Annotated in this window: 20 protein-coding genes; 14 read left to right on the top strand and 6 right to left on the bottom strand. The window is 43.6% G+C overall.

Annotated features, from left to right (window positions below):
• Nucleotides 1-108 precede the first annotated feature (108 nt).
• A complete protein-coding gene (locus tag MHH26_RS14985; protein ID WP_307500363.1) occupies nt 109-1,074 on the bottom strand; it encodes an LCP family protein in 966 nt (321 codons plus the stop codon).
• 272 nt (nt 1,075-1,346) lie between these two features.
• Between MHH26_RS14985 and MHH26_RS14980 the strand changes: the two genes are divergently transcribed.
• Together MHH26_RS14980 and MHH26_RS14975 are read left to right on the top strand one after the other, a co-directional pair.
• Entirely contained in the window at nt 1,347-2,711 is a 1,365-nt protein-coding gene (locus MHH26_RS14980) for a sugar porter family MFS transporter (RefSeq protein ID WP_095285705.1), read from the top strand.
• Nucleotides 2,712-2,848: 137 nt separating this feature from the next.
• Entirely contained in the window at nt 2,849-4,246 is a 1,398-nt protein-coding gene (locus MHH26_RS14975; RefSeq protein WP_340973937.1) for a bifunctional glycosyltransferase family 2 protein/class I SAM-dependent methyltransferase, read from the top strand.
• Between the two features lie 12 nt (nt 4,247-4,258).
• On the opposite strand, the gene MHH26_RS14970 is transcribed toward MHH26_RS14975, so the two are convergent.
• The 5 genes from MHH26_RS14970 to kduI all read right to left on the bottom strand — a co-directional run bounded on the left by MHH26_RS14970 (nt 4,259) and on the right by kduI (nt 9,682).
• On the bottom strand, nt 4,259-5,404 hold the full coding sequence (locus MHH26_RS14970) for a Ger(x)C family spore germination protein (protein ID WP_034660201.1): 1,146 nt from the start codon (nt 5,402-5,404) through the stop codon (nt 4,259-4,261).
• On the bottom strand, nt 5,401-6,501 hold the full coding sequence (locus tag MHH26_RS14965) for a GerAB/ArcD/ProY family transporter (protein WP_034660200.1): 1,101 nt from the start codon (nt 6,499-6,501) through the stop codon (nt 5,401-5,403). The genes MHH26_RS14970 and MHH26_RS14965 overlap by 4 nt, the downstream gene beginning before the upstream one ends.
• Before the next feature lie 3 nt (nt 6,502-6,504).
• A complete protein-coding gene (locus MHH26_RS14960) occupies nt 6,505-7,971 on the bottom strand; it encodes a spore germination protein (RefSeq protein ID WP_034660198.1) in 1,467 nt (488 codons plus the stop codon).
• A gap of 105 nt (nt 7,972-8,076) precedes the next feature.
• Nucleotides 8,077-8,850, bottom strand: a complete 774-nt coding sequence (gene kduD, locus MHH26_RS14955) for a 2-dehydro-3-deoxy-D-gluconate 5-dehydrogenase KduD (protein ID WP_034660196.1) — start codon at nt 8,848-8,850, stop codon at nt 8,077-8,079.
• 4 nt (nt 8,851-8,854) lie between these two features.
• Nucleotides 8,855-9,682, bottom strand: a complete 828-nt coding sequence (gene kduI / locus MHH26_RS14950; RefSeq protein ID WP_307500360.1) for a 5-dehydro-4-deoxy-D-glucuronate isomerase — start codon at nt 9,680-9,682, stop codon at nt 8,855-8,857.
• 262 nt (nt 9,683-9,944) lie between these two features.
• Here kduI and MHH26_RS14945 point away from each other — a divergent pair, with 262 nt between their 5' ends.
• From MHH26_RS14945 to MHH26_RS14890, 12 genes are all read left to right on the top strand, one after another.
• Nucleotides 9,945-10,955, top strand: a complete 1,011-nt coding sequence (locus MHH26_RS14945) for a LacI family DNA-binding transcriptional regulator (RefSeq protein WP_307500359.1) — start codon at nt 9,945-9,947, stop codon at nt 10,953-10,955.
• A gap of 85 nt (nt 10,956-11,040) precedes the next feature.
• Entirely contained in the window at nt 11,041-12,057 is a 1,017-nt protein-coding gene (locus MHH26_RS14940; RefSeq protein ID WP_106043189.1) for a sugar kinase, read from the top strand.
• Nucleotides 12,029-12,628 carry a bifunctional 4-hydroxy-2-oxoglutarate aldolase/2-dehydro-3-deoxy-phosphogluconate aldolase gene (locus tag MHH26_RS14935; protein WP_340973935.1) on the top strand — a complete coding sequence of 200 codons (600 nt, stop codon included), beginning with the start codon at nt 12,029-12,031 and terminating at the stop codon, nt 12,626-12,628. The genes MHH26_RS14940 and MHH26_RS14935 overlap by 29 nt, the downstream gene beginning before the upstream one ends.
• Before the next feature lie 118 nt (nt 12,629-12,746).
• A complete protein-coding gene (locus MHH26_RS14930; RefSeq protein WP_034660191.1) occupies nt 12,747-13,202 on the top strand; it encodes a GNAT family N-acetyltransferase in 456 nt (151 codons plus the stop codon).
• A 91-nt stretch (nt 13,203-13,293) separates the two neighbouring features.
• On the top strand, nt 13,294-14,271 hold the full coding sequence (locus MHH26_RS14925) for a sugar-binding protein (RefSeq protein WP_340974409.1): 978 nt from the start codon (nt 13,294-13,296) through the stop codon (nt 14,269-14,271).
• Complete coding sequence (locus MHH26_RS14920; protein WP_307500358.1) at nt 14,268-15,710, top strand: sensor histidine kinase; 1,443 nt, start codon at nt 14,268-14,270, stop codon at nt 15,708-15,710. Before MHH26_RS14925 ends, MHH26_RS14920 begins: the two co-directional genes overlap by 4 nt.
• A complete protein-coding gene (locus tag MHH26_RS14915; RefSeq protein ID WP_095285710.1) occupies nt 15,704-17,122 on the top strand; it encodes a response regulator transcription factor in 1,419 nt (472 codons plus the stop codon). Before MHH26_RS14920 ends, MHH26_RS14915 begins: the two co-directional genes overlap by 7 nt.
• Nucleotides 17,123-17,223: 101 nt before the next feature.
• On the top strand, nt 17,224-18,489 hold the full coding sequence (locus tag MHH26_RS14910) for an ABC transporter substrate-binding protein (RefSeq protein WP_034660188.1): 1,266 nt from the start codon (nt 17,224-17,226) through the stop codon (nt 18,487-18,489).
• 55 nt (nt 18,490-18,544) lie between these two features.
• Nucleotides 18,545-19,516, top strand: coding sequence for a carbohydrate ABC transporter permease (locus MHH26_RS14905; RefSeq protein WP_189293834.1), 972 nt, complete (start codon nt 18,545-18,547; stop codon nt 19,514-19,516).
• Complete coding sequence (locus MHH26_RS14900) at nt 19,513-20,334, top strand: carbohydrate ABC transporter permease (RefSeq protein WP_034660186.1); 822 nt, start codon at nt 19,513-19,515, stop codon at nt 20,332-20,334. Before MHH26_RS14905 ends, MHH26_RS14900 begins: the two co-directional genes overlap by 4 nt.
• Nucleotides 20,335-20,480: 146 nt before the next feature.
• A complete protein-coding gene (manA, locus tag MHH26_RS14895; protein ID WP_340973932.1) occupies nt 20,481-21,431 on the top strand; it encodes a mannose-6-phosphate isomerase, class I in 951 nt (316 codons plus the stop codon).
• Nucleotides 21,432-21,556: 125 nt separating this feature from the next.
• Nucleotides 21,557-24,187, top strand: coding sequence for a glucosaminidase domain-containing protein (locus tag MHH26_RS14890; protein WP_340973931.1), 2,631 nt, complete (start codon nt 21,557-21,559; stop codon nt 24,185-24,187).
• The last annotated feature ends 15 nt before the right edge of the window (nt 24,188-24,202 follow it).

Raw genomic sequence — 24,202 nt, 5'->3', positions numbered from 1 at the left:
AATTCAAAGGTTTTCAATCACGCTGAAAAGAAGACAAAGAGCTAAAATAAAAATCATTTTAGCCCTTTGTCAACAAACAGAAAGCGCCCCCTTAGGGACGCTTTCTGTTTATGATAATTCAAGCTGTTTCTTCAATTCAGTCTTCACTTCGTTTAGCTGGTTTTGATCCAATTGGTAATAATAAACCCCGTTTGGCTGATAATCAGATCCTTTTAGCTGAATGGTATCAACCGATTTCAATGACGTCAGAAGCGGGAAAAGCCCGACTAGCTCTTTCATTGAAAGGTTGGTGGAGACGTTCTCACCAAGTGTATCAATGATATTGTCATATGACGGAATAGACGTTAACGATTTTGATTTATCAAAAATGGCTTTTAATACTTCCATTTGACGCTGTCCGCGCATTAAATCACTATCTGCTTTTCTTGTTCTCACATATGCGAGAGCTTGATCACCGTCTAGCGTATGAGTTCCTGTTTGAAGCTGTACCTTGCCCTTTGTATCTTTTAGAACTTGTTTGACAAGATATTCATCCTTGATGTTAATAGAAACCCCGTTGAGTTCATTGACGATCTCTTTAAATGCTTTGAAATTACTTTGGATCACAAAATCAACCGGAATATCTAGTAAATCTTCGACTGTACTCAAGGTTAAATCTGCACCGCCAAATGCATGTGCATGTGTAATTTTGTCATAGCCATGCCCTGGAATATTCACATATGAGTCCCTTGGAATGCTTAATAATTTAACGGTTTTATTTGTACGATTGACTGTTGCTAAGACCATTGCGTCGCTTCGTGCCTGTTTCACTGTTTCGCCCGGTCTGCTGTCAATGCCAAGCAGCAAGACAGAAAAGCTGTCTTTCCCGGGATCGAATGCTTCAATCCGTTTCACAGATTGTGCACCGCGATCTAGAGATACTTGCGCCTTTTTGGCAGCATTTGTCACTTTATAGTAGGCATAGCCTGTGACAGAAGCGGTTGTCAGTAAAAGAATACCGATGATAAACAGAGTGACTTTCACCCATGGCTTTAAACGCTTTTTTCCTTTGCGTTTCGTTCTTGATTGATCCATATATTTTAAACCCTCGCTATGATTTTTATAGTAAAGATGTCCTTCTTTTTGCTTACAAACTAAAACAAATATACCTTAAAACGGGATATAGTGCGACATTTTTTTCACTAACGCTTAATTGACGTTTCCTTATCTTAAAAAGTTTCAATGTTACTTCAAATGAAATATATTTGTCATAAAACATCGAAATGTTTGAAATGACAGGAAGTGAGGAAAATGATTTTCCATAGAGAAACATCCAGTACATACAGAACAAAAGAGGGGTTATGAACATGAAAAATCGGAATGGATGGCTTTATTTCTTCGGCGCACTTGGCGGCGCCTTATATGGCTATGATACAGGTGTCATTTCTGGCGCCATCTTATTTATGAAAGAGGATTTAGGGTTAAACGCGTTTACAGAGGGACTTGTTGTCAGCTCGATTTTAATCGGGGCGATGCTCGGTTCCTCTCTTTCTGGAAAGCTGACAGACCAATTCGGGCGGAAAAAAGCCATCATCGCCGCAGCGATTTTGTTTATTATCGGTGGATTTGGTACAGCCCTTGCTCCGAATACGGAAGTGATGGTCTTATTCCGAATTGTACTAGGGCTTGCTGTCGGTTGCTCGACAACGATTGTTCCATTATATTTATCTGAACTTGCTCCAAAGGAATCTCGAGGTGCACTGTCCTCATTAAACCAGCTCATGATCACATTTGGTATTCTTCTCGCCTATATTGTGAACTACGCTTTAGCGGATGCAGAGGCATGGCGCCTGATGCTTGGAATTGCGGTCGTACCTTCTGTGCTTTTATTATGTGGGATTTTGTTTATGCCGGAAAGTCCCCGCTGGCTGTTTGTCCATGGACAGGCAGACCGTGCGAAAGAGATATTATCTAAACTCAGAAAAAGTAAGCAAGAAGTTGAAGAAGAAATTTCAGATATTCAACAGGCAGAAAGTGAAGAAAAAGGCGGTTTTAAGGAATTATTTGAGCCATGGGTACGCCCAGCATTAATTGCTGGTGTTGGTCTTGCCTTTTTACAGCAGTTTATCGGAACTAATACAATTATTTACTATGCACCAAAAACATTCACAAGCGTTGGCTTTGGTAATTCAGCGGCAATTTTAGGAACCGTCGGAATTGGGGCAGTGAATGTCGTCATGACGTTTGTGGCGATTAAAATCATTGACCGTGTAGGGCGTAAAGCGCTGCTCTTATTTGGGAATGCTGGCATGGTCCTAAGTTTAATTGTCCTGTCAGTGGTCAATCGATTTTTCGAGGGGTCAACAGCTGCAGGATGGACAACCATTATTTGTTTAGGACTCTTCATCGTCATCTTTGCTGTCAGCTGGGGTCCAGTCGTTTGGGTGATGCTTCCAGAGCTGTTCCCAGTACATGTAAGAGGAATCGGTACAGGCGTCTCTACCTTCCTCCTTCATACAGGGAATTTAATCATCTCGCTTACATTCCCAGCTCTATTAAGCGCGATGGGTATCAGTAATCTTTTCCTCATTTACGCGGTCATCGGCGTAGGCGCCTTCTTGTTTGTGAAATATATGGTGACTGAAACGAAAGGGAAAAGTCTTGAAGAAATTGAAGAAGATTTAAAAAAGAGGAACCGTGCCGTCACAGGTGAGGAAGGAAAAACGGTGTGAACAACGACCAGCTGCCCGCATGCAGCTGGTTTTTCTTTGTTAAACAAACGTTTAATCAAGAAAGGACAATCTCTCATCTTCTGAACGTGCTGTATATGACATACATATGGAACAGGCGAGCGAAAGGTGGAAATAAGATGAAAGGGAAAACGAGCATTGTCATGCTGACGTACAATGAACTGCATTTAACGAAAAAATGTATCGACAGCATCAAGCAGCATACCCGAAGTGACCAATATGAACTCATCATCGTTGATAATGCGTCAACCGACGGTACGAAGGAATATGTGAGAGAGCTGAAAGATGTGATTTTCATTGAAAACGCAGAGAATCAAGGCTTTGCAAAGGGCTGTAATCAAGGAGCGAAAAAAGCGACAGGAGATAGCATTCTCTTTTTAAATAACGACACGATCGTAACGGAAAACTGGCTTTCTCCATTAAAAGAGGCGTTATTTGCATCAGAACGTATTGGGATGGTAGGACCAGTCTCCAATTATGTGAGCGGTCCTCAAATGGTCGAGCCATCGTATACAGATGTGAAGGAGCTCCCAGTATTTGCGAAGAATTATACGGCTGCGAAAAAAGGTCAGAGAACTTATGTACATCGACTTGTGGGGTTTTGTCTGCTTGTGAAAAGAGAGCTCATTGAAGAGGTGGGGTTATTTGATGAGCGGTTCGTGTATGGATCATTTGAGGATGACGATCTTTGTTTGAGATCCTTGCTAAAGGGATATCAGCTGCAAATCGTCCACGATTCATTTGTGCATCATCACGGTCATGCAACCTTTCGTGCGAATCAAGAAACGAACATCTCTACACTGTTTGCTGAGAACAGGCTTCGGTTTTTAGATAAATGGGGCATTGATCTCAATCTGATGACCCCCCATCCGTACTTTGCGGCTTTGCTGCCTGAAGACGCTGTATGTGTGCTTGATGTGGGATGCGGTGCAGGGGCCACAGGGCTTGAACTAATGAATCGGCAGTCTGTTGACATGTACGGGGTAGAGAAAGATCCATTAAAAGCAGCCATTGCAAAGGCATATTATGAAGAAGTCATCGAGGCAAAAGCAGATGAATACCCGTGGTTAGAGAAAAAAGCTTTTTTTGATGCGATTATTTTTTCTGATGTTTTAGAGCATGTGTCAGATCCTTGGCACATCATTGAACAAGCGCACGCATCTTTAAAACCTGGCGGTGTGGTCATTTGCTGCCTGCCAAACATGATGCATGCGGAGGTGCTTCTCCCGTTAATGACAGGGAATTTTACGTATCAAGATGCAGGGATTTTAGACCGAGGCCACCTGAGGTTCTTCACACTAAACACGATGCGTGCACTTTTCCCAGACTATTTGTTTGAACGGGTGATCGAGCAGCGGATCAATGTTCAGATTGATCAAAACGTCCAATTGTTTTTTGACGAGGTGGCGAGATTAGGAGCGTCACTTGGCTTTCAAACAAAAGCGTTGTCTGATCAAGTGACCCTATATCAGCTTTTAATTGTCGTGCGTAATAAAGGCGGCTCCCCTTCGGGATAACCGCCTTTTGCATTACCATTTGAAGCTTTTTGTTGCGCCTTCTGCCCCAAAGTTTAAAATGCTGACTTTGACATCATATTCGATATCCGCTTCTTGAAAGAGCGTATCCCACTCGTTTCGATGCTTTTCCCAATAGTCAGGGTATTTAATACGGAAATGCTTGCTTAAAAAGATAGGATCAACGCCTACTTCATTTTGCATATGACTCACTGCTTTTTGAATGTGTCCTTTAATTTTCTTAGAGAAAATCTGCTCAAATCGTTTGATGTACTGCTCATCGTATGAATTTTCAGGAGGGTATTGATCCTCTGATAATTTTCCATTTGTTTGTATGCAAATTTTAAAGGAAATTTTCCCATTGTTCAGATAGGGTTCAACCTTGGTTTTTGATTTCTTAATTTCATACGTGATCGGAAAGTCTTTGTAGGTGGCAGGTACAACACCGCCTGATATCCGATCCATCACCCAGTTTAAAGATTGGACATCCTTCGAAGGGATGAAGCCAATCAGTTTTCGTGTTTTTCCATCTATAATTCCTGCTCCATCATAAATAAGTTCACCGTTTATCGCATCTACACTTTGTACAAGGAAGCTAATGCCCATCTGAAAGTAATCGGACGCCCGGCCAATACGTGTTGGCAGCAAAATTTTCCCATTAAAGCTTCGGTTTTTAGATGTTTCAAAGATATTCTCAACCGGAACCTTTTGCTGAGATTTCAATTTTTGGTTGATCACTTTTGACGCATCATTTCGTGACACGAGAAGATAGCTGCTTCGCCGAACCTCATCATCTCGTATAAAGTGATTGAGCGTTCCTTGAATATCGTGATGCTCTGCCTGGTTTTTGCCGAACAAGAAGATTTTCAGATGATCACTATAGATCGGCGGGTCCTTTAAGGCGACATTACTGACAGCCTCCAGCACATTTTTCCCTTTTGAGACGACATTCACATAGCCAGGAGAATCGGCTTCTTGTGTTCCGCCTGTTTTCGGTACAAGGTTTTGGTAGGTCAGCTTAACTCCATTCTCATCTTCCTCATCAATACCAACACCGCGTACAAACGATAGTTTTTCAATATCCTTTAAATCCCAGCACCCTGATGATAAAAGGATAAGACAGCAGGATAAAAAGATGAACAATACACGCCTTCCTCTCATGCAGAACGACCTCCCCATTTTTTACGTATCATCAGCAGAACAGCTGTAATAAAAGGAATGGCTAAAACCGCGAACAATGCATAGCCGAGTAAAGTAGAGTAGTAAAAAACTTCATTGATATTTCTCGGAAATAAAGAGAGGGCAGAGGTAATCAAAAACAGCAGCCAAAGCAGTCTCGTTACATTGGTCGTCTTAAAGACCGTGTGGCACCCTTTAATGGCAAATTGGAAAAAGCCAAGCATGCAAATAAACTGCTGGCACGTCCAGATCGTCAGTAAAAAAATATCAAATCGTTCAATGAAGACCCCTTCAAGTTCTAGTGCTTGAATGAGGGAGACAGTGGGCCAGGTGAGGGATTTCGTTTCTCCAACGGTCATGGAACCAATCACAATAAAGAGCGTGAGAGAATAGATAAGTGAGGTAATGCCGACCCCGATCGCAGCGGCCCATTTCGCCTTCGACCATTTGTCTTTATAAATGAGTGGTACAACAAACAAAATGACCTCAAAGCCTGTAAATTGAATAAATGTTTGAGAGAACAAATTACTGAAATCTTTAAACCCGTTCGCCATCACCGGGCGTAAGTAATCAAAATCGAATATTTTCAAACTAAACAGCATGAGCCCAATATAAATGATCATCGTCATCGGATATATGTATGTCACCATTTTCACTATTGGAAAGATACCACTTTTCAAATGATAGATCGCCACAAGAAGAAAAATCATCACAATCACTGCCATAGGAGTCGATTCCAGCAGGAAAAATTGGACCACTTCCCCGAGGACACGCGCTTCAAAGCCGACAATGCCTAGTAAATAAGCGATCAGCATTAAATTAAAGATCGTGCCAAAGAATGCACCGGCTCCTTTTTTATTTGACTCAAAAATGGTGTCCGGCGCATTTTTTTCAGCAATCCATCCTAACAAAAAAGCAACGAAAGCAAAGATGACTCCCTGTATTAATACAATGATCCAGCCATCAGGGAACCCTGAATTGGCAGAACTGCGTGGAATGGTTAAAATTCCAGCGCCTATCATTGTAGAGCTGCACAGAATGGTGACTTGTAACAATGATAGCTTCTCAGCTCTGTACATCGTTTAATCTCCTTGTCTTTTGAGATTTTTTATTTTTGCTGTTTTCGGTCTCGATTTAAATAGCCCAATTGGTAAACGTACGTACGTATCCTTTAAATCTGAAAACGGTGAAGATAAAACAGGTGTGAAATAGTCAAAACCAAAGGTCTTTAATTGCATCAGGTGACAAAGCACAAATAAATAACACATGATCAAGCCGTATAACCCAAGCATCGCTGAACTGAAAATGGCCATAAAGCGCAAGATGCGCAGCGGGAAACTAAAGTCATACGAAGGGGCAGTGAAATCGGCCAATGCGGTCAGCGACACGATAATCACCATTAACGCACTGACGATATTGGCTTGGACAGCCGCCTGACCAATGATGACGCCGCCAATGAGCCCAATCGTCTGCCCGATGGCTCTAGGAAGCCGAAGTCCAGCTTCTCGCAGCAGCTCAATCGTAAAAGACATAAGAATCGCCTCGACAACAGGAGGAAACGGAACATTCTGCCGGCTGCCTGCGATGGTGAGTGCCATTCGTGTTGGTAATAAACCGGGGTGATATGAGACAAGAGCGATGTAGAGCCCTGGTAAAAAAATCGTTAACAGTACGGCAAAATAACGGAGTAGGCGCAAAAGAGTCGCACTTGTCCATCTTTGATAATAATCCTCCGGTGATTGCATCAAGGCTGTAAGTGTCATAGGCATGATGAGGGCAAAAGGTGTGCCGTCGAGCAAAATGGAGACTTTGCCTTCAAGCACAGATGCAATCACCCGGTCAGGACGTTCTGTATTTTGAATCTGCGGAAAAATGGAGATGTGGCTGTCCTCAATCAGCTGTTCAATATAGCCGGTTTCAGGGATGTCATCCATTTTGATTTCGGTCATGCGTGATAAAATATCTTCTACTAATTTGGGATCAACAATATCACGAACGTACACAAGGGCAGCAGACTTTTTATTGCGAGTACCTACATTTATCTTTTGAATGACAAGGTTAGGGTCGTTTGCCCGCTCACGGATTAAAGCCGTGTTTTTTTCAAGATTTTCAATAAAACCAATTCGCGGACCTCTTACAAGGACTTCCGATTGCGGCTCTTCTACTTCTCTAAATTGAAAAAGATTCGTTTGGAGCGCAAGCGCTTGCGTTGCTCCATTTACAAATAAAATAGCCCTGCCGTTATATAACTGCTCGATGGCAAGGTTCATATCTTCCAGCACGTCATTTTGAATGCCAAAGAACGTTTTAGACAGGGACGGAAGCGTAGTAGAATCAACCTCGGTGATGTCCAGTTCCTTTTGCATGGGTGAAATGATTTGCTTGGAAAGCATCTCAAATTCTGTAAGTCCTTCAACGTACATGAGACATGCAGAGATAGCAGAAGGGCCAAATGAAAATGAGTGGAACACGATATCATCACTTTTCCCGGCAAAGCTTTTGACACGCTTGATGACGGACGCTATATCTTGTTCAATACGACTTTTCATAATACCTCACCCTCATGTCATGTTTTTTATAGAGTGACTCGATAGGAGGAGAATTATGCAAATAGAAAAAAGAGAATCCCTGCAAATAGGAATTCTCTCGTGTGTTTATCTGGCAAGCCAGCCGCCATCAACAGCTAAAATATGACCGTTCATATAATCAGAGGCTGGTGAGCTAAGGAAAACAGCAGCGCCGGCTAGATCCTCGGGCTTACCCCAGCGCCCGGCGGGGATTCGTTTGAGTATCTCTTCATTTCGATTTCCATCGTCTCGAATGGCTTGCGTGTTATTGGTCGCAATGTAACCAGGAGCGATCGCATTCACTTGTATATGCTGGTTCGCCCATTCGTTTGCAAAGGCCTTCGTCAGCCCTGCGACTGCGTGTTTACTTGCTGTATAAGCGGGGACAAAGACGCCGCCTTGAAACGAAAGAAGGGAGGCGATATTGACGATTTTCCCTTGTCTGTTTTTCAGCATCTGCTGTCCAACCCTTTGGGTGAGGAAAAAGAGACTATTGATATTCACATCCATGACCGTATGCCAATCTTCCTCTGAATAATGAGCGGCCTGCTCTCTTTTAATGGTGCCAGCATTATTGATTAAAATATCGATCGTATGCTTTTGTAACATGGCATCGACAGCCTGCTTTGCAGTTTGAGGGTCGGAAAAGTCAACCTGAACCGCATGAAATGAGCGGCCCGCCTGTTCGACTAGCGCTTTCGTTTCCTCAAGCGGTGTGTGGTGGTATGTGCCGATAATATCTGCGCCTGATCTGGCAAGCGCCACAGCAATGCCCTGCCCAATGCCGGTTCCAGGACCTGTCACAAGGGCTGTTTTGCCTTCAAGAGAAAAGAGGGACGCTACATAGGATGCTGACGTCATCACATTACCTCAGCTGGTCCATTGGGACAAAGTCCATATCTTTGAACGTATAGTTCTCGCCTGCCATCGCCCAAATAAATGAATAATTCGCTGTACCTGATCCTGAATGAATGGACCAGGCAGGAGAAATGACCGCTTCCTCATTGGCGACAACGAGATGTCTTGTTTCAGATGGCTCTCCCATAAAATGAAAGACACGAGCATCTTCTTCGATATCAAGATATAAGTACACTTCCATACGCCGATCATGAATATGAGCGGGCATCGTATTCCACGTGTTATTGGTTTCCAGCTGAGTGATTCCCATCATGAGCTGACAGCTTTGAATGCCATTTGCGTGGATGACTTGATACAGGTTTCGTACGTTTGAAGCAGACGCTTCCCCTAAGTGATTTGGTGTTAATTCAGCGATGGCTGCTTTTTGCGTAGGGTACGCTTGATGAGCCGTGGCTGATACAAGATAGAACTTGGCCTCTTCGCCTGATGAAGTAGCAAACTGTACATCTTTGTGTCCAAGCCCAATATATAAGAAATCTTTATGCTCCAGTACAAAGGCCTCACCATCGACAGTGACCGTTCCTTGACCGCCGACATTCACAATGCCGATCTCTCGTCTTTCAAGGAAATATTCCGTACGTAAAAAGTCTCCGGCATCTAATGTGAGCGGCTCTGCTGCCGGCATGACTCCGCCAATCACCACGCGATCCTCATGCGAATAGTAGAGCTTTAATTCACCACTGACGAATAGCGTAGGAATATGAAAATGACGACGAAGTTCCTCTGTTGTAAAACGTTTGACCTGCTCAGGGTGTACAGCATAACGATTTTCCATTTGAGATAAGCCTCCCTTTCCATCTGAAACAAAATATTGATGTTTTATTTGGTATCGGTTTCAAGGAAAATTCTAGAGGAAAAAGAGAACGCCGTCAACCGTTATTTTGAAATCGTTTTCTTTTTATTTATTTAGATGATTTTTTGCCCTCTTCATGCAAAAAAATCTTCTGGAATGCATGAAATTATGATATGCTCTTTTTAAGTTATTTGAAATCGGTTTCGAAACAAATGAGAAGATATCGATTGTGGGAGTTTTTTGAATGAAAGAGAAAAAGCAAACGAAAGTCACCATCAACGAAGTGGCCGCTTATGCAGGTGTTTCAAAATCAACTGTATCTAGATATATCAATGGCAGAACAAATGAAATTTCTGCTGATAAGGTAAAAAAAATCAAGAAAGCCATTGAGGAACTCCATTATCGTCCGAGTCAGCTCGCTCAAGGATTGAAAGTAAGAAAAAGCAAGGTCATTGGGTTTATTGTAGCCGACATTACGAATCCATTCTCTGTAGCGACACTTCGCGGTGTCGAAGAAATTTGTGATGAATATGGATACAGCATCATGGTGTGCAACACAGATAACCGTCCAGAAAAAGAACGAGAAATGCTCCTCAAGCTGAATGCGCATTATATTGAAGGGCTCATCATCAATACGACAGGCCAGAACAATGACATTCTGCAGGATTTTAAGAAAAACGGTGTACCGATTGTCCTTGTTGACCGGAAGTTACCTGAACTAAAAGTCGACACAGTGACAACGAATAACCGTGATATCACGATCCGGCTGCTTCAACAAATGTATGAGAAAGGCTATGAGCACATCGCCTTCTTTACTGAGCCTGTCGATGGAATCAGTCCTCGTGAAGAACGAAAAGAAGCATATGAACAGACAGCCATGAGTAAACATAAGACGTCCATTATTGCAGAAATTGATTTGAAGAAAAAGGAGCAATTGCGAGAAGAGCTTGTCCGTTTTGTACAACTAAACCAACAGAAAAAAGCGATTTTAGCAGCCAATGGATTACTCATGCTGAAGCTGATAAGTGAACTTGTAGAGCTTGGGATAAAGATTCCAGAGGAGATAGGCATTGCAGGGTTTGATGATACAGAATGGTATAAGCTGATTGGGCCTGGAATTACAACGGTTGCCCAGCCATCTCATGAAATGGGGAAAGCCGCAATGCAAAAAATCAAGACACGGCTTGAAGGGGATGAAAGTGCGCCCCAAACCATTCAGCTTGATGGAGAAATCATCGTAAGAAAATCTTTATAAACGATAGAAGAGAAGAGTATACATACGTGCATGCTCTCTCTTTTTCAGCTGATTTGAAACCGGTACCAAGAGAGGGGAGAAATGAGTGAAAGCATTGGATGCGGTCACATTTGGGGAATCAATGGCGATGTTTTACGCAAAAGAAGCCGGAGAGCTTCATCAAGTGCAGACATTTCAAAAGGCGCTTGCTGGTGCCGAAAGTAACGTGGCAGTCGGTTTGGCAAGGCTTGGCTTTGATGTGGGATGGATGAGCAAAGTCGGAGCAGATTCACTTGGCACATTTATTTTAGAAGAGCTTCAAAAAGAAGGGGTCGATACAAGTGCAGTGATCCGTTCAAATGATGGGTCTCAAACAGGGATTTTACTTAAATCAAAAGTGATGGATGGAGACCCTGACGTCACGTATTATCGTAAAGGCTCTGCTGCGAGCACAATGAGTCCAAGCGACTTTCCCGCCAGCTATTTCAAACAGGCAGGACACCTCCATATGACAGGTATTCCGCCTGCATTATCCAGTGAAATGAGAGCGTTTTCTTTTTGTGCTCTTCAAAAAATGAAAGAAGCAGGCAAAACCATTTCATTTGATCCAAACCTTCGGCTGCAGCTATGGGAAGAGGAGGAAGATATGATCCATACGGTGAATCAAATGGCTTTTCAAGTGGATTGGTTTTTTCCGGGGCTTGCAGAAGGGCAAAGGCTCACAGGCTGTCACGAGCCGGAAGAGATTGCCGATGTTTATTTGCAAAAAGGCGTCAAGCTTGTGGTCATGAAGCTCGGTGCAGAAGGTGCCTTTTATAAAAGTGCAGCCAGTCAGGGGATTGTGAGCGGATTTTATGTGCCAGATGTCGTTGATACAGTCGGTGCCGGTGATGGATTTGCCGTGGGGGTCATCAGCGGCTTATTGGACGGTTTATCATATGAAAAATCTGTGACAAGAGGCAATGCTGTAGGGGCTCTTGCGGTGATGTCTCCTGGCGATAAAGACGGACTGCCTACTCGGGAAGAGCTTCAGGCTTTTATGAAAGAAGCCAAACGATATCACAGACGAGAATATATGAAGGGAGATGAAGGATATGGGCAAGTCAGCAAGTTTGAGCGTTAAAGAGCAGCTCGCGGCTTGTAAGCTGATCGCAGTGGTGAGAGCGGGGAGTGAAGCAGAAGGCATTGAGACCATTGAGCGTTTAAAGAAAAAAGGCGTTCGAGCCATTGAAGTGACGTATACCACGCCTAATGCTGAACACATCATCGCGTCCTTTCAGCATGTGCAAGATCTGATTGTAGGAGCAGGCACAATCACAACCCTTGAGCAGGCACAATCAGCCATTGACGCAGGCTCACAATTTATTGTCAGTCCAGGATATCTCCCTGTGATCGGAGAGCATCTCTCATTTCACGACACACTCTATGTACCAGGTGTCCTCACCCCAAGTGAAATCATGCAGGCAAAAGCAGATGGCTACTGCTTGCTCAAGCTTTTTCCAAGCGGTTCCTTCGGTTTATCCTATATGAAAAACTTACAAGGTCCGTTTCCAGAGATTGAATTTATTCCAACGGGCGGTATTCATCCAGCCGATGTGCCAAAATGGCTGAAAGCTGGTGCAGTGGCAGTAGGAGTCGGAAGTCAGCTTGAAAGCAGTACAGCAGAAGAGTTACAAGCGGTACTTTCTTCATAAATAGTTGATATCAAACGAACAACTGGCGGATGGAGGCCGGTTGTTTGTTCGTTTATCTGACATAACAGCAGGTGAATGCTGACTCTTCACGTACAATGATCGTGAAGGAGTGATAGACATGTACATTCAACAAGATACACTCACGGATGGACAAATAGAGCAGCTGATTACCGCTCATATAGAAGAAATGAAAGAGCATTCCCCGCCAGAAAGCATTCATGCCCTTCCGTTAGCTGATTTGAAAAAGCAAGATGTCACAGTGTGGAGTGTGCGGGAAGGAGAGGAGCTTCTTGGCTGTGGAGCGTTAAAGGAGCTGTCAAGTGATCACGGCGAAATCAAATCAATGAGGACCGCAGCTCTCCATATGCGAAAAGGTGTAGCAAGGTATATGCTGAACCATCTTCTCCAAGAGGCAAAAAGGCGCGGCTATTCACGTGTCAGCTTAGAGACAGGTGCGATGTCTTTCTTTGAGCCAGCAAGAAAACTATATGAGAGTGTTGGTTTTTATATTTGCCCGCCTTTCGATTCATATCAAGAAGATCCAAACAGTTTATTTATGACAAAGGAATTATAGAGGTCGAGAGAGTATGCTTATAAGCAGCTCTTTTTTTATGCGCAATATTTGAAAGGGGGAGGATGTGGTGAAAAGATTAAAGTGGATCGGGATGGGCGCCTTTCTCACTTTTTGTGTCGTATCTGTTATTTTTTTAACATTATTAGGTCAAGATTTATTTAAAATTGAAAGCGCTTCCGAAAAAGCGTCATCAACCTATCAATATCACTTTGTCCTTGTACCGGAGGAACTTGATAATGAATATTGGCAGCTGGTACAAAGGGGAGCTGCTGATGCGGCAGCCGTTCATCGCGTGTATCTAGAATATTTGGGTCCGAAGCAAGCAGATATAGACGATCATCTGAAAACCATTGATATGGCAATCGCAGGGCATGTCGATGGCATTATGACGCAGGGACTTGATGCGAAAAAATACAAACCGCTTTTTCAGAAGGCGAGGGAAAAAGGCATTGATGTTGTCACCGTCGATACGGATGCAGAGGGGAGCAAGCGTCAAGTGTATGTAGGCACGGACAATTATTATTCAGGCTTTATCGCAGGACAGGCACTCATCGCAGATACAAAAGGCGAACAGTATGTAGGAATTGTCACAGGCAGGCTTGATGCCGTTCATCAAACGCAGCGTGTCAAAGGATTTCGAGATGCCGTCGCCGCTGAACAACGTATTCATATTGCTGGAATAGAAGAATCAGCCATTACGAAGTCAGGGGCCTCCGGTGCCGCGTATAAACTATTAAACGATCATGCGAAGCTCACCGCATTTTACGGCACGAGTGCATTAGATGGTGCAGGCATCATTCAAGCAACAGCACAATATCGATCGTCCACAGATTTTTATGTGCTCGCATTTGACACATTGCCAGATACGATTCAGGCGCTCGATGATGGAAAGATTGATGCAGTGGTTGTTCAGCATCCTTATGAAATGGGCTATCAAGCAGTGGAATCGCTTGTACGTTTGCAGAAAGGTGAAAAAGAAGAACCACTCCAGTACACAGGAACGAGTGTGATTCGGCGCGAGGATCTGCCTCTGCAGCAAACAGACAGAAAGCAGGGGGTGCAGCCATGAGAAGGATTCGAAGTAAATTGTTATTGGCATTTTTAATCCTTGTGTTCCTTGGCAACGTGGCCGCTTTTTTCGTCTATTGGAGCAGCTCGAACATCACATCAGAATATAGCAGAAGCTTTCGTTCCTTTCTCCTGCTCAATGATATATCGACAGAGGCAAAAACGATGTATGAAAAGGTCAATGCGTATGCGATTGAAAAGGATCGGCAGTTTGCCAAAGAATATCTGGCCTCAAAACAGAAAATGAAATCCTATGATCAGGCATTGCGAAAGGATGCCGGGCTTCATGCGGCGATTCCTTCTATTGAAAAATACCAATATATGATGCGGACGCTCATCAATGAAAGTGATGCGACCATGACACATGTAAAAGAAGGGAAAATCAAAGAATATGCAGCAAGTGTAAAGGAGGTGAGAACCGTCTCCTCCTACATACAAGAGCAAACGATGACCCTGCTTGATGATGAATTGTCTGAGTATCAAGTACTCTATCAATCTCTGCAAAAAAGACACCAAACCTATGCACTCTTTACCTTATGTTTGTTTACGCTGTCCATTGGGGTCGCATTATGGATGGCGTATATGATTGCTGGAGGGATATCAAGGCCGATCGTCCATCTGTCTCGAAGCGTAAAGGAAGTATCAGAAGGGAATTTTGATGGAGCGGACTTGCATGTCACCTCAAAGGATGAAATTTCTGTATTAAATGAGGCCTTTCAGCGAATGCGTCAAGAGATGAAAATGATGATTGAAGAGATGAAACAAAAGGCAGCCTTAGATCAAAAAATCAAAGACATGAAGCTGAAAACGCTGCAAAACCAAATGAATCCACATTTTTTATTTAATACATTAAACATCGTCTCACGCATGGCTTACTTAGAATCAGCGGATGCCACATCGAGGTTGATCCAATCCGTTTCCACGCTGATGCGGTATTCGCTCTCTGCTCTCAGTGCATCTGTTACGTTGGAGCAAGAAGTAAAAGTGGTCAAAGAATATTTTCATATACAAGAAACAAGATTTGCCGATCGTATTACATGCAAAACGACCATAGATGAATCATGTTTATCTGTACATATCCCAAGTCTCACCTTACAGCCGCTTGTCGAAAATGCCTTTATTCATGGCGTTGAACCAAAGGAGGAAGACGGGCTTGTCGAACTCTCGATCTATCAAGAAGGCGGCTATGTGATGATTCGGATTCGGGACAATGGGATGGGGATCAATGAACAAGAGATAAGGAGATTGCTATCAGAAAAAGAAGAGGAAAGTCCAAACACCTTGAGTAAAGGGCACTCGACAGGGATCGGTCTTCGAAATGTGATGTCAAGGCTGCATTTGTTTTACGGGGGAAAAGATGCCCTTCAAATTGACTCAAAGCCAAACGAAGGCACCACCATTCAATTGGCTATTCCGATGAAGGAGGGGCCGGCATGCTGAACGTGCTGATTGTGGATGATGAAAAAATAGAACGACTAGCGATGCGGAAATTCATGACCGATTGGCTTCCAGAGTGTCATATATCAGGAGAAGCTGAAAATGGAAAGAAGGCGGTTGAATTCGTGCGAACTGAGCCCGTTCATCTTGTGCTCATGGATATTCAGATGCCTGGAATGGACGGATTGACAGCGATCAAGCAGATCAAAGCGAGCAGTCCTCATACAAAATTCATTATGCTGACAGCGTACGATACGTTCGATTATGCCAAGCAAGCGATGCAGGAAGGGGTGAAGCAATATCTCGTTAAACCGGCTGACAAAGATGAAACCATCGCCGCCATTCGAACGGTTGCGGCAGAGATTCAGCAGGAGGCCTCTCAGCGGCAGGCGGTGGCGGCCGGTCAGCAGTCAAAGTGGCTCGAAGCTCATGTCATAAATGGTCAGTCTTATACCTCCATGGAGTTTCAACAAATGTTTCACGAATATGAAGCAGGTCTTGTCATCGCTGTTCAGCGGACAATCGGGGATCAGCTGTTGATTGATTTACAGACATCTCCCCTTTTTCATACGGTACCGATTCAGGTGAGTGGTGAGCTGTTTACATGTCTCATTTATCGCCACCAAGCGCCTGGTCAGTTAAAGGCAGATGTCCTACATGCGATTCGAACTGCCACAACAAACGATCAGCCTTCACCTGTCGTTGGCATGGGACACCCGGTCTCAAACCCGCTTTATCTTCAGAAAAGTGCAGCAGAGGCGAAGCTTTCCTATTATCAGCGAAAAAAGAGTCCCGGCGTTGTTCGTTATGGTTTTTATCAAACAGAAGAACAGTCCCATCCATTGATCCATCTGCCGGAGCTTGCAGACGATATGATGCAGGCACTGGAAGAAGGGAGAAGAGAGGATGCGCTGGCTTTATTCGATGCCTTTGAACTAGAGGGAGCGACCATTTCACAACTAAAAGAGCTGCTGATTTTATTTAAATCACGGCTCCGAGCAGACTGGCCAATATTAACGATCAGCACCGCAGCTGAATGCCGTGAGTGCTGTGAACATTTATTTGATGTGTATGAAGCGAGAACCCAGACCGTGAATGACATTGAGCGGGCAAAACGCTACATCAAAACGCATTTTTGTGAACAGATCACGCTTGAGCAGACTGCCGCCTATGTTGATTTAAGTCCAACCTATTTCACAAAGCGCTTTAAAGACGAGACAGGGCTGACATTTAAAGAGTATGTGACAACCTGCCGGCTGGATAAAATCAAAAAGCTTCTCAAAGACAGCTCGCTTAGTTTAAAAGAAATTACCTATCAGGCAGGATATACAGACCCCAATTACGTCAGCCGTGTGTTTAAGAAGATGGTCGGCTGTTCACCGAAGGAATATCGAAAACAAACCGTAAAAAAGTGAAGAATTTCATAAAAAAGTGAAGAAGTTTGCTGAAAAAAAGCGAGGATCTGCCATTATACTTATTTTGATAACGCTTACAAAATAGGGATGGGGGATCAATCATGAAGTTCAAATTAGGTTTTACGCTGTTAGCGCTCTGTATGCTTATCGTCACTGCCTGTAGTTCATCGACCAACTCAGATGCAAAAAAAGAGGGCGGAGCAGAGAAACTAGACATTTTCTCTTGGTGGACTGGAGCAGGTGAGGAGGACGGACTGAAAGCACTCATTCAATTGTTTGAAGAGAAAAATAAAGACATCCCAATTGAAAATGCAGCCGTCGCAGGTGGTGCTGGTACAAATGCAAAGGCTGTTCTGACTAGCCGGATGCAAGGGAATGACCCGCCAGCTACGTTCCAAGTACATGGCGGAGCGGAGCTGAATGAGAGCTGGGTCGCAGCAGGCAAAATGGAGCCGCTGGATGATCTATATGAAAAAGAAGGCTGGAAGGACAAATTTCCGGAATCACTCATCGACCTTGTCAGCAAAGATGGGAAAATCTATTCAGTACCAGTGAATATTCACCGAGGCAATGTGCTTTGGTATAACAAGAAGGTATTTGATGATGCAGGCTTAGAGCCGCCAACGACCTTTGATGAATTTTTCAAAACAGCAGATGCCTTAAAGAAAAAAGGCATTACACCGCTTGCACTTGGTGATAAAGAGCCTTGGGCAGCGACGCATTTGTTTGAGAGTGTGCTGCTCGGCGTTTTAGGCGCTGACGGATATCAAAAACTTTGGGCTGGCGACATGAAAATGGATGACGCAAAAGTGAAGGAAGCGGCAGACATCTTTGGACGTATGCTTGAATATGTCAATGATGACCACAGCTCACGTAACTGGCAGGATGCCTCGCAGCTCGTGGCAAAAGGAGAAGCAGCAATGAATGTCATGGGCGACTGGGCGAAGGGGTACTTTGTGAATGATCTCGATCTGAAGGTGAATGAAGACTTTGGATACGCGGCGACTCCTGGAACAGAGGGAAGCTTTATGGTGATCACCGATACATTCGGACTGCCAAAGGGCGTGAAACAGCCAGAAAACGTGAAGAAATTCTTATCTGTTTTAGGATCTGTCGAAGGACAGGATGCATTTAATCCGCTGAAGGGGTCGATACCGGCACGTGTAGATGCAGATGTCTCAAAATATGATGAATACGGAAAATCGGCGATGAAAGCATTTAAAGAATCAAAGCTGGCGCCGTCTCTCGCACATGGTTCAGCTGCTGAAGAAGGGTTTGTGACAAAAGCGAATCAAGCCGTAAATATCTTCGTCACGCAAAAAGACAGCAGCCAGTTTGTTTCATCTTTAAAAGATTCAATGAAATAAAGACGAGGAGGCGGCGGCTAAGCACCGCCTCTTTTTTGAAAAGGAGTGTAGCTTCATGCGCATGGACACATCGCCGATCACAAAAGCAGCAACACCTAAAGTCAAACGTGTTCGGAAAAAATGGAATGGGGATCAGCTGCTTGCGCTGCTATTTTTAGCCCCGTCGGCTGTTTTATTATTCATCTTTGTTTACGGCTTTATTGGCTGGACAGGGTATGTGTCATTATCAAACTGGACCTCGCTTGTTCCGAATTTCTCTTTTGCAGGTCTTCAAAACTATATCATGCTGTTTCAAGATTTCCGCTTTCAGTCAGATCTTCGAAATACGGTCTTTTTTACTCTATTCTTTATTGGAGCCGTCATTGCCTCTGGACTTGCACTTGCGATTTTACTAGATCAGAAGATCAAGGGTGAATCTCTATTTCGGAATTTATTTTTCTTTCCGATGGCCCTTTCCTTCGTTGTGACAGGGGTCGTCTGGCAATGGATTTTAAACCCGTCCACTGGGGTGAATCTGTTTTTAAAAACGCTTGGTATCCAGCCTAAGTGGTACACGGATACGAACATTTTAGCCGGATTTGTCTGGGGGAAAATTGAGTTTGGTGTCCCTGCCGCAATGATTGCAGTCGTGATTGCAGCTGTTTGGCAGATGACTGGCTTCTCTCTAGCGATGTATTTGGCGGGTTTGAGAGGAATTCCAGAGGAAGTAAGAGAGGCTGCTAGAATGGATGGCGCAACTGAATGGCAGATTTACCGGAAGATTATTTTTCCTCTATTAAAACCGATTACTGCAAGTGTCATTATCATCATGGCTCATATTTCGTTAAAGATTTTCGATTTGATTTACTCGATGACAGGACCGGGTGCAAACTTTGTCACAGATGTTCCTGGCGTTTACATGTTTGAAATGACCTTTAGAGGAAACCATTATGCAGGCGGTGCCGCCATTGCGATTGTTATGCTGATCTCTGTTGCGGTCTTTATCGTGCCGTATCTCCTGTCGAGCCGGAAGGGGGCGTCATCATGACAGCTAGATGGTTTGTCCGTCCAGTCCTTTATGCTTTATTGATTTTGTGCAGTCTTTTTTTTCTGATGCCAGTCTATGTCATGCTCGTCACAAGCTTGAAGCCATTAGGTGAAGTGACCCTTGAGAAAATGTGGGCGCTGCCATCAACACTCGATTTTTCAAGCTATCAAATCGCATTTGAAAAGCTAGCGCCCAATTTAATGAATTCACTTTATCTTGTCATTCCGGCTACCTTATTGTCAGCTGTACTAGGAGCGATGAATGGCTATGTCCTATCAAAATGGCGTTTCAAAGGGTCAGAAGTGGTCTTTACGCTGATGCTGTTTGGGATGTTTATTCCATATCAAAGTATCCTCATACCACTCATTCAATTTTTGCGTGAAATCGGATTGTATAATTCGATTCCAGGTCTGGTGCTTGTCCATGTCGTATATGGACTCCCGATCACAACGCTCATGTTCCGAAACTTCTATGTGAGCATCCCTGATGAAATGATTGAATCGGCAAAAATGGATGGCGCAGGGTTTATCGGGATTTTCAGACATATGATTCTTCCGCTTTCGATCACAGGGTTTGTTGTGGTCGCCATTTGGCAGTTCACAAATGTGTGGAATGAGTTCTTATTTGCAGTCACGATGACCACTGCGGAGCATCAGCCGGTGATGGTCGCCTTGCAAAATCTATCAGGCAGTCAAATTGTGCAATGGAACGTCCAAATGGCAGGGGCGATATTGGCCGCACTGCCGACACTTTTGGTCTATATTCTGCTCGGAAAATACTTTGTCAAAGGGCTTCTCGCAGGCTCTGTCAAAGGATGAAATATTTTTGTGTTATCGTTTTCATTTGGTGTACTGAAAGGATTGACTTCTCTTTAGATAGCGTCATAATAAAAGTTGAGACTTGCTAGTTTTCATCAAGCTTGGCAAGGATTATCAAAGGGTAGCAAAGGGAGGAGTCATCCTGAATGAAGCAGTCACCAATTTTTTTACTGCCTGAATTGAAGGAGAGAATATGGGGAGGTACAGCCTTAAGGGATCAATTTGGCTATGATATTCCTTCTGATCAAACGGGAGAATGCTGGGCAATTTCTGCTCATCCAAACGGACCAAGTGTCGTGCAAGACGGTCCATATAAAGGGAAAACGCTGATCGAACTATGGGACAATCACAGAGAATTGTTCGGGGGAATAGAAGGCGATCGATTCCCGCTGTTAACCAAAATTTTAGATGCAAACCAAGACTTATCCGTTCAAGTTCATCCGGATGATGATTATGCGGAAAGACATGAAAATGGCGAGCTTGGAAAAACAGAGTGCTGGTATATCATTGACTGCAAAGAAGGGGCAGAAATGATCTATGGGCACAATGCAAGAACAAGAACTGAGCTTGTGACCATGATGAACAGTGGAGATTGGGAAGGTCTTTTGCGAAGGGTGAAGATTAAGCCTGGTGATTTTTATTATGTGCCAAGCGGAACCATTCATGCGCTCTGCGAAGGAACGCTTGTCCTTGAAACGCAGCAAAGCTCAGATACAACCTATCGGGTATATGATTATGAACGAAAAGATCAGGATGGCAATGAACGTGAACTTCATTTTGTGAAAGCCATTGATGTCACAACGGTTCCTCATGTAGACGGTTATACAGATGAATCAGTTGAAACACGTCGGGGAGTGACCATTCGTACATTTGTCGAAGCAGAATATTTCTCTGTGTATAAATGGGAAATTGATCAAAAAGCAGAGCTTTCGCAGGATTATCCATTTTTGCTATGCAGTGTGATTCATGGAGAAGGGTCTTTAGAGCATGACGGAAACACATATCCACTGCCAAAAGGTACTCATTTTATTCTGCCGGCTGAAACAGGAAACTTCTCAATTGAAGGATCTTGTGAACTGATTGTGTCGCATATATAAAGGAAAAGAGGACTTCGAAGGGGTCCTCTATTTTTCTATTGCATAAATGACTTGAAAGAGTACTTGTTTTTGTCGATAAAGAGATTAGTAGACTATTATGCAAAGTTAAGAGAGGGACAGGGAACGTGAAAAAAACCATCAAGATTATGTTACTCGCAGCTGCCTTTGGTATGACAGTACAGACGGGCAAAGAAGCGCAAGCAGCCTCCTATGTCGATCAATCCATTTATACGATGAACACCTCAAAGGTATTTACAGCAGAATCAGAAGTGAAAAAAGCAGTGGAAACATTGAAGAAGGACAAAAAGTGGACAGCCACTTATCAAACCTCAGGAAACACGTCGACCTATCAGCTCACTGCCTCAGGATATGAGTCGCAAACAGCAGCGAGTGCAAGTGCAGCTGCATTAAAAAAAGAGACGGGCATGAGCGGTACGGTGTCTCCAGTAGGTGACCGCCTTCCTTTACAAAAGGTCGTATCTGACCCAGTCAATGATGAAGCTCAGGCAAAAAAGCTCTCGCTCGAGCTAACGAAAACATCAGGGCTCAATAGCACCTATGAAGTCATCAATCAAAGCAGACCTTCTTATCAGGTCATATCAGGAACCATTGATTCTGAAACGAAAGTCAAAAATATTCAAACCGAATTACAAAAGCAGGCCGGTGTCACCAGTACATACCAAACTGAAAACAAAGCTGGCACTGTGTATCAGCTGATTTCAGGCGGTATCGTTGGACAAAGTAAAGCGAATACCATCCTGCAAGGCTTTCAAAAGGAGTCTGGTTTAAAAGCAGTGCTTCAAACGGTGACAGCAGGCAAGTCATATTACATCGTCACATCAGCTGCACAAGCCAGCCAGTCAAAAGCACAGACGCTCCTTACCCAGCTGCAAAGAGAAGCAAAGATCAGGGGGAAGATTCAAAAGACAGGCGCTTTAAAAAATGTTTATCGCTTGGAATCAGGCTATTTCAAAGACAACAAACAAGCAGCCTCAGCTGCGGCTCAGATTAAGAAACAAACCGGCGCTGCAGGGACTGTGCAGCGAGTGGGAAAAACAAAAAATTATATCGTGAAACTCAATCAACTGAACGATACAGCATACGGAAAAACGGTAGCCTTTTTCAAGAAAAAGAAATGGCGCTACACATCCAAAAAGATCTCTTCTACACAGCCATATCAAGTAGTGACTGGAAACCTATTAGGAGATGATCAAGCGAAAAAAGCAGCGGCTTTCTTCCAAAAGAAAAAGGTATATACGACAACGAAAAAAACAGGCAAGGTATCTGACAGCACGTATCGACTTGTCGTCAATCAATCAGCAGACCAAGCGAAAATGAATAAAGGTGCCGCATATTTAAAAACGCAGAAGGTGACAAGCAGCATCACAACAGGTAAGGGACAAGCAGTCAGCAAAACGTATAGTCTCAAGACAACACCTGTATATGAGCAAAGTAAAGTCAAACAGGCTCAAGAGATTATCAAGAAAAATGGCGTTGCCAGCAGTACAAAAACGCTGACAGAAGCGGTTAAGCAATACCGGATCACGACAGAGCCGACGGCGAATCAGACAAAACTGAATCAAGCGTTAAGCTATTTAACGAAACAAAAAATGAAAGCAGCTGCTCAAAAAACAGGTACAACTGATTATGGTCAATATCAGATTAAAACTGGTGTTATTTCCACAGCTGCATTGCGCGACCAAGGCCTGGCATTTTTCAAAAAACGGAATGAACCAGCTGCTTATAAAACAACAACGAAACCAACCTACAAAATCAACATTACGCAGCAATTCACAGGATTACCAACTGTAAATGCGGCGATTGCCTTTGTGAAAAGCCAATATGGCTGGACAGCCACAGCCGTAAAAATCAAAAATGGCCCAATGGTCATGCAAACGAACTACAACCTCACTGTCAATGAGATGGTGAATAAGCAAATGAAGGTGTCACCACAGACAGATGGTGCAGCCTATGTCTATGCAGCATATGTAGACCCGGCGACGTCAACTGTGAATACGGACGGCTTAAATGTTCGTTCTACACCTGATTCGAGCTCTGCAAGCAACATCGTGGCGCAGCTGAACAAAGGAACAAAAGTAAGACAGCTTGGGAAAGAAGGAAACTGGATCAAGATCAGCTTGGGCTGGAGAAATGCAAGTTCAGCAGAGGTGCAAAAATATGTAGACCCAGCCAATATTGCTGAGGGCACTCAATCTTATTTTCAATTTCTGAAACTCTCTGAAGCTGCGAATCTCAATCCGGCAGAAGTCAATTCCAAGATTCTAGCAGGTAAAGGGATTCTAGCAGGTAAAGGACAAGCCTTTATTACGGCAGCGAAAACGTATCATATCAACGAAATTTATCTCATTTCTCATGCGTTGCTTGAAACGGGTAACGGAAGTTCGATTTTAGCGAATGGTACGATGTTTAATGAGAAGAAAGTATATAACATGTACGGCATTGGCGCATACGACAGCAATCCGAATTACCTCGGTGCAAAGTATGCGTATGAACAGCAATGGTTCACGCCAGAGGCAGCGATTATTGGCGGGGCAAAATTCATTGGCAACAGCTATATTAATCACGCCACATACAAGCAAGATACGATTTATAAAATGCGCTGGTCTAGTGCAGCGACTCATCAATATGCAACAGATATTGGCTGGGCTTATAAGCAAGTCACTCGTATGTATAGCTTGTATAACTTACTTGATAACTATACGCTGTATTACGACATCCCGGTTTATAACAAATAAAAAAACGTCCGTGCT

It is taken from the genome of Bacillus sp. FSL K6-2839, assembly GCF_038003365.1.
GTDB lineage: Bacteria > Bacillota > Bacilli > Bacillales > Bacillaceae > Bacillus.
The sequence above is the reverse complement of the archived record's forward strand: the minus strand, read 5'-3'. Positions and strand labels throughout refer to the sequence as shown.

Excerpts from the sequence above, each read along its gene's own strand:
- kduI (WP_307500360.1), bottom strand. The coding sequence starts at position 9,682 with ATGGAAAATCGTTATGCTGTACACCCTGAGCAGGTCAAACGTTTTACA.
- MHH26_RS14965 (WP_034660200.1), bottom strand. The coding sequence starts at position 6,501 with ATGTACAGAGCTGAGAAGCTATCATTGTTACAAGTCACCATTCTGTGC.
- MHH26_RS14910 (WP_034660188.1), top strand. The coding sequence starts at position 17,224 with ATGAAGTTCAAATTAGGTTTTACGCTGTTAGCGCTCTGTATGCTTATC.
- MHH26_RS14920 (WP_307500358.1), top strand. The coding sequence starts at position 14,268 with ATGAGAAGGATTCGAAGTAAATTGTTATTGGCATTTTTAATCCTTGTG.
- MHH26_RS14930 (WP_034660191.1), top strand. The coding sequence starts at position 12,747 with ATGTACATTCAACAAGATACACTCACGGATGGACAAATAGAGCAGCTG.
- MHH26_RS14915 (WP_095285710.1), top strand. The coding sequence starts at position 15,704 with ATGCTGAACGTGCTGATTGTGGATGATGAAAAAATAGAACGACTAGCG.
- MHH26_RS14960 (WP_034660198.1), bottom strand. The coding sequence starts at position 7,971 with ATGAAAAGTCGTATTGAACAAGATATAGCGTCCGTCATCAAGCGTGTC.
- MHH26_RS14980 (WP_095285705.1), top strand. The coding sequence starts at position 1,347 with ATGAAAAATCGGAATGGATGGCTTTATTTCTTCGGCGCACTTGGCGGC.
- MHH26_RS14925 (WP_340974409.1), top strand. The coding sequence starts at position 13,294 with ATGGGCGCCTTTCTCACTTTTTGTGTCGTATCTGTTATTTTTTTAACA.
- manA (WP_340973932.1), top strand. The coding sequence starts at position 20,481 with ATGAAGCAGTCACCAATTTTTTTACTGCCTGAATTGAAGGAGAGAATA.
- MHH26_RS14900 (WP_034660186.1), top strand. The coding sequence starts at position 19,513 with ATGACAGCTAGATGGTTTGTCCGTCCAGTCCTTTATGCTTTATTGATT.
- MHH26_RS14970 (WP_034660201.1), bottom strand. The coding sequence starts at position 5,404 with ATGAGAGGAAGGCGTGTATTGTTCATCTTTTTATCCTGCTGTCTTATC.
- kduD (WP_034660196.1), bottom strand. The coding sequence starts at position 8,850 with ATGACGTCAGCATCCTATGTAGCGTCCCTCTTTTCTCTTGAAGGCAAA.
- MHH26_RS14985 (WP_307500363.1), bottom strand. The coding sequence starts at position 1,074 with ATGGATCAATCAAGAACGAAACGCAAAGGAAAAAAGCGTTTAAAGCCA.
- MHH26_RS14975 (WP_340973937.1), top strand. The coding sequence starts at position 2,849 with ATGAAAGGGAAAACGAGCATTGTCATGCTGACGTACAATGAACTGCAT.
- MHH26_RS14945 (WP_307500359.1), top strand. The coding sequence starts at position 9,945 with ATGAAAGAGAAAAAGCAAACGAAAGTCACCATCAACGAAGTGGCCGCT.
- MHH26_RS14935 (WP_340973935.1), top strand. The coding sequence starts at position 12,029 with ATGGGCAAGTCAGCAAGTTTGAGCGTTAAAGAGCAGCTCGCGGCTTGT.
- MHH26_RS14905 (WP_189293834.1), top strand. The coding sequence starts at position 18,545 with ATGCGCATGGACACATCGCCGATCACAAAAGCAGCAACACCTAAAGTC.